This window comes from Bacillus sp. BB51/4 (assembly GCF_008368845.1).
Lineage (GTDB): Bacteria > Bacillota > Bacilli > Bacillales > Bacillaceae_G > Bacillus_A > Bacillus_A wiedmannii.
This window is the reverse complement of record NZ_QOSC01000032.1, coordinates 1-2,873: the sequence shown is the minus strand read 5'-3', so window position 1 is coordinate 2,873 and position 2,873 is coordinate 1. Positions and strand designations below refer to the sequence as shown.

The following is a 2,873-nucleotide window of genomic DNA, read 5'->3' as shown; positions in this document are numbered from 1 at the left end:
TTCTAACGATACATACCCTTCTTTTCCTTGGTAGCTTATTTTCGCCCAGCCGTTTGCTTTTCCTAGTACTGTTACTTTTTCTCCATTTTTTAGGGTTCCTAAAATGGTGCTGCTCGTATTTGCCGCACTTCTTACTCGTAAGCTTGTCGCGTTAATCGTTCCTACTTCTTGCGTTCCATTCGTAATGTCTTCCGCTGGCTTTTCTTCTTGTTTTCCTGCTTCCAGCTTCACAAATTCTAACGATACATACCCTTCTTTTCCTTGGTAGCTTATTTTCGCCCAGCCGTTTGCTTTTCCTAGTACTGTTACTTTTTCTCCATTTTTTAGGGTTCCTAAAATGGTGCTGCTCGTATTTGCCGCACTTCTTACTCGTAAGCTTGTCGCATTGATCGTTCCTACTTCTTGCGTTCCATTCGTAATGTTTTCCGCTGGCTTTTCTTCTTGTTTCCCTGCTTCCAGCTTCACAAATTCTAACGATACATAACCTTCTTTTCCTTGGTAGCTTATTTTCGCCCAACCATTTGCTTTTCCTAGTACTGTTACTTTTTCTCCATTTTTTAAGTTTCCGAGGATCGAGCTACTTGTATTCGCTGCACTTCTTACTCGTAGACTTGTCGCATTGATTGTTCCTACTTCTTGCGTTCCATTCGTAATGTTTTCCGCTGGTTTTTCTTCTTGTTTTCCTGCTTCTAGCTTCACAAACTCTAGCGATACATAACCTTCTTTTCCTTGGTAGCTTATTTTCGCCCAACCATTTGCTTTTCCTAGTACTGTTACTTTTTCTCCATTTTTTAAGTTTCCGAGAATCGAGCTACTTGTATTCGCTGCACTTCTTACTCGTAGACTTGTCGCATTGATCGTTCCTACTTCTTGCGTTCCATTTGTAATGTTTTCCGCTGGTTTTTCTTCTTGTTTTCCTGCTTCTAGCTTCACAAACTCTAGCGATACATAACCTTCTTTTCCTTGGTAGCTTATTTTCGCCCAGCCGTTCGCTTTTCCTAGTACTGTTACTTTTTCTCCATTTTTTAAGTTTCCGAGAATCGAGCTACTTGTATTCGCTGCACTTCTTACTCGTAGGCTTGTCGCATTGATTGTTCCTACTTCTTGCGTTCCATTCGTAATGTCTTCCGCTGGCTTTTCTTCTTGTTTTCCTGCTTCTAACTTCACAAACTCTAACGACACATAGCCTTCTTTTCCTTGATAGCTGATTTTCGCCCAGCCGTTTGCTTTTCCTAGTACTGTTACTTTTTCACCATTTTTTAAGTTTCCTAGAACCGAGCTACTTGTATTCGCCGCACTTCTTACTCGTAAGCTTGTCGCGTTAATTGTTCCTACTTCTTGCGTTCCATTTTTAATCGTTGCATCTGATGTTTTCGGTTGTTCCGACGTTTTTACCTCTTCTGTGTTGCCATCAATTTTCACAAACTCTAACGATACATAACCTTCTTTTCCTTGATAGCTTATTTTTGCCCAACCATTCGCTTTTCCTAGTACTGTTACTTTTTCACCATTTTTCAAGTTTCCTAGAACTGAGCTACTTGTATTTGCCGCACTTCTTACTCGGAGACTTGTCGCATTAATCGTTCCTACTTCTTGCGTTCCATTTCTAATCGTTGCATCTGATGTTTTCGGTTGTTCCGGCTTTTTTATCTCTTCTGTGTTGCCATCAATTTTCACAAACTCTAACGATACATAACCTTCTTTTCCTTGATAGCTTATTTTCGCCCAACCATTCGCTTTTCCTAGTACTGTTACTTTTTCACCATTTTTTAGGTTCCCTAAAACCGAGCTACTTGTATTCGCTGCGCTTCTTACTCGTAAGCTTGTTGCATTGATTGTTCCTACTTCTTGTGCTCCATTTTTGATTGTTGGTTGCAGTTGCTTTTGATCAGAAGTGTCAGGTGTTTGAATTGCATCTCCAAATTTTAAAAACTCTAAAGATACATATCCCTCTTTTCCTTTATATTCAATCTTTGCCCAGCCGTTCGCTTTTCCTAATACCGTTACTTTTTCATTTTTTTGAACATAGCCAATCATTGAACTACCTAGAGCTGGACTATTACGTACATTCAAACGAGTTGCCGTAACAATTCCCTCTTCTTTTTGTCCATTATTAATCGTTAATTGTTGTTTTTGTTCAACGTTTGGATTTCCATTCGAAAATCCTAAAAATTGTAATGTGACGTACCCCTCTTTTCCATCATGAGAAATTTTAGCCCATTCTTTTTCCTTACTTAAAACTTGTACATTTGTTCCCTTTTTTACTGTTCCTATAACTTTCCCTTGAGTTGTAGGTTGTTCACGTATATTTAAGTTTGTTGCATTTACTGTCGCTAAATTATCACTTTCTGCAAAGGCATGCGTCGAAATAAAAGATGTTGCTGTCGCTAGAAATGTACCTGTTATTATTTGTTTTGTTGTTTGTTTCATAATTTTTTATAAGAATATAAGAAATCCTATATTCTTCAGCCCTCCCTTTTTTATTCTTCTTACTATTAATCTTAACATATCATTCCGAAATATTTATTTTGAATATCTAAATATAGCCATAAAATTTGTGAACATCTTATCTATATAGTTTTTTGCATAAAACTATATCTCCTATGAAATATTACAAAGGGATGTATTTTAGATGGAATATTAATTTTTCAGGAGGAAAACAATGATGAAAATCTTCATTTTAGCATCAACACTTTCTTTATCTTTTTTTAGCGGCTTGAATATCGTTAATGCAGCCACGGAAAACTTCTCTCCAACAAACGCTATTGTACAAAACAGCGATCATTTAGCAGAAGTAAACTCAAAAGATAATAATAAACCTCCAGGAAGCAACGGTTCTGATGGCAGTGGTTCTGGTGGTAGCGGCTCTGATG

General features: G+C 37.6%; 1 protein-coding gene and 1 pseudogene. One reads left to right on the top strand and one right to left on the bottom strand.

Going from position 1 to position 2,873, the window contains the following annotated elements; genetic code table 11:
• Positions 1–2,430: SH3 domain-containing protein (locus tag DN392_RS28775; RefSeq protein WP_149238249.1), on the bottom strand; the 2,430-nt coding region annotated here is incomplete at its 3' end.
• A 232-nt stretch (positions 2,431–2,662) separates the two neighbouring features.
• Between DN392_RS28775 and DN392_RS28770 the strand changes: the two are divergent.
• Positions 2,663–2,873, top strand: a pseudogene (locus tag DN392_RS28770) (cell wall anchor protein); the annotation flags it as partial.